We start from the raw sequence: 2372 nt of genomic DNA, 5'->3' as shown, positions 1-2372 counted from the left end.
AGCAGGAGCCGAAGGCTCCGTTCTAACAAGTGGCGCAGCCACGTCTAGCAAGCTGCGAAGCAGCGGTCTAGCGACTGTTTTTTAATTCGCGTAGCCACGTCTGGCCGCTGCTTTAAGTGATTCCGGTCATCATTAGTCACAGGGAGGATGCAGGTGGCTTGCTAGCAGAGGGAATAGTTTATATATTGCCTCCTCGTTTAAAGCGTCCTGTGACAGTCGCGAAAAAATAATCTCAATAATTAGCAGGTAGATAATGTATACCGAAGAAGATATTCGCCGTTTACGCTGGCAAAGTCGAAGAGGGATGCTGGAACTGGATGTTTTGTTTGTTCCATTCGTTGAAGAAGCTTTTAAGGATCTGTCTGAGGATGACCAGGATCGCTTTGTTAAGCTGCTGGCCTGTGAAGATACCGATCTGTTTGTTTGGTTAATGGAGCGGGAGGAGGCTGAAGATCCCGATATGCAGCGCATTGTACGGATTATTCTCGATCGTGTTCAGCCCTCTGCAGATTGAAGTGAAGCCCTCTGCCATTGCGCGGGGGGTATTTCTGTTACTCACCGGGTTATCTCTTTTTTCACTCTGGTTTTCCGGGTTGAGTGTCCCTTTGCAACTTTCTCTCTCTGGAGTTTGTATCGGTTATCTGTGCTTCTGCTGGCCCCGCCTGATTACTTTGACTGATGCGCGCTCGGTCACCGGCTTGCGTTGGCTGGTTGAACGCAAAGCGGTTGCTCTCTGTCTGGGTGAAGGGGACTGGATCGAGGTTGAGGAGATACAGCAGAGGATGAGCTATCCTCTGTTGCTGGGACTCAAACTGAAGTTGCAGGGGCAGCGTCGTCCGGTTTCGCTGCTTATCTGGCGGGATAGCGTGTCCACAGATCATTTCAGAAAACTCAGGGTCTTACTGCGTTTTGCGCCACCACCGGTCAGCGCCAGTCATAGTTGACCGGTGTCAGGATGGTGTCCCTGGCTTCTGCTCCGGTTTCCGGATAATCCAGCGTATAGTGAAGGCCCCGGCTCTCCTGGCGCTGCATCGCTGAGCGAATTATCAGGTCGGAGACAACCGCCAGGTTTCGCAGCTCCAGAAGATCACGACTGACTTTATAGTTACTGTAATACTCGCTGATCTCCTGTTGTAACAGGTCGACCCGGTGTTTAGCACGCTGCAGTCTTTTGTTGGTTCTGACGATACCGACGTAATCCCACATGAAACGGCGTAGCTCGTCCCAGTTGTGAGCAATAATGACATCTTCATCAGAGTTGGTTACCTGGCTTTCATCCCAGGCGGGGATCTCTGGCAATTCCCCCAGAGGGTGGTTGTGGCTGACAATATGTTTTGCCGCGGATGATGCATAGACGATGCACTCAAGAAGAGAGTTGCTGGCAAGCCTGTTAGCACCATGGAGTCCGGTAAAGGATGTCTCGCCAATGGCATAGAGCCCATCAACATCGGTCATGCCATGCTGGTTCGTCATTATTCCACCACAGGTATAGTGGGCTGCCGGAACCACCGGGATGGGCTCTTTGGTAATATCAATACCGTATTTCAGACAGCGTTCATAAATTGTTGGAAAGTGCTGTTTGATAAATTCAGCTGGTTTATGAGAGATGTCCAGAAACAGGCAATCACAGCCCAGTCGTTTCATCTCATGGTCGATTGCCCTGGCAACAATGTCACGGGGTGCGAGTTCGCCGCGTGTGTCAAACTTATCCATAAACCTGCTGCCATCGGGTAAGCGCAGTTTTCCACCTTCCCCGCGAACGGCTTCTGAGATCAGAAACGACTTTGCCTGGGGGTGGTAAAGGCAGGTTGGGTGAAACTGATTAAATTCCAGATTGCCTACTCTGCAACCTGCCCTCCATGCCATGGCAATGCCATCGCCTGAGGCGCCGTCCGGATTGCTGGTGTAGAGATAAGCTTTGCTCACACCTCCGGTCGCCAGGACAGTCGACCCGGCTTTGAACACGTCGACATGGCCAGTGTTATGGTTTAACACGTATGCACCGATACAGCGGTTGTCGGCGAGGTTTAATTTATGACGGGTTATCAGGTCTACTGCGATGCGATCTTCAAACAGGTCAATATTGCTGCAGGCCTGGGCCCGCTCGATGAGTGTTTGCTGAATCGCCTGGCCAGTGGCATCGGCAGAGTGAATGATGCGGCGATGACTATGGCCACCCTCCTTGGTGAGGTGATACTCATTGCCCTCCCGTGTAAAGGGGACGCCTTGCTGAATAAGCCAGTCGATACTCTCTTTTCCGTGTTCCACGGTAAATGCCACAGCATCTCTGCGGCTCAGGTTTGCGCCAGCGGTGATTGTGTCCTGTATGTGCGCCTGGGTGCTGTCAGTATCATCAAGTACGGCAGCCACCC

3 protein-coding genes are annotated in these 2372 nt (G+C 51.9%); 2 read left to right on the top strand and 1 reads right to left on the bottom strand.

The features are described from left to right. Positions 1-253: 253 nt before the first annotated feature. Both ACQY8X_RS20825 and ACQY8X_RS20820 read left to right on the top strand, forming a co-directional pair. Positions 254-514, top strand: coding sequence for a succinate dehydrogenase assembly factor 2 (locus tag ACQY8X_RS20825; RefSeq protein ID WP_428037049.1), 261 nt, complete (start codon positions 254-256; stop codon positions 512-514). After that, the gene (locus tag ACQY8X_RS20820; RefSeq protein ID WP_428037048.1) at positions 492-944 is read left to right on the top strand and encodes a protein YgfX; all 453 of its coding nucleotides are present in this window, start codon (positions 492-494) and stop codon (positions 942-944) included. The genes ACQY8X_RS20825 and ACQY8X_RS20820 overlap by 23 nt, the downstream gene beginning before the upstream one ends. On the opposite strand, the gene nadB is transcribed toward ACQY8X_RS20820, so the two are convergent. Then, positions 925-2370 carry an L-aspartate oxidase gene (gene nadB, locus ACQY8X_RS20815; RefSeq protein ID WP_428037047.1) on the bottom strand — a complete coding sequence of 482 codons (1446 nt, stop codon included), beginning with the start codon at positions 2368-2370 and terminating at the stop codon, positions 925-927. The genes ACQY8X_RS20820 and nadB overlap by 20 nt on opposite strands. Between the last annotated feature and the right edge of the window lie 2 nt (positions 2371-2372).

It is taken from the genome of Amphritea sp., from assembly GCF_050300915.1.
In the GTDB taxonomy this organism is placed as follows: Bacteria; Pseudomonadota; Gammaproteobacteria; order Pseudomonadales; family Balneatricaceae; genus Amphritea.
Note: the sequence above shows the minus strand (reverse complement) of the source record. Positions and strands in the feature narration are given on the sequence as shown.

Coding starts and splice junctions, on each gene's coding strand:
- ACQY8X_RS20825 (WP_428037049.1), top strand. CDS start 254: ATGTATACCGAAGAAGATATTCGCCGTTTACGCTGGCAAAGTCGAAGA.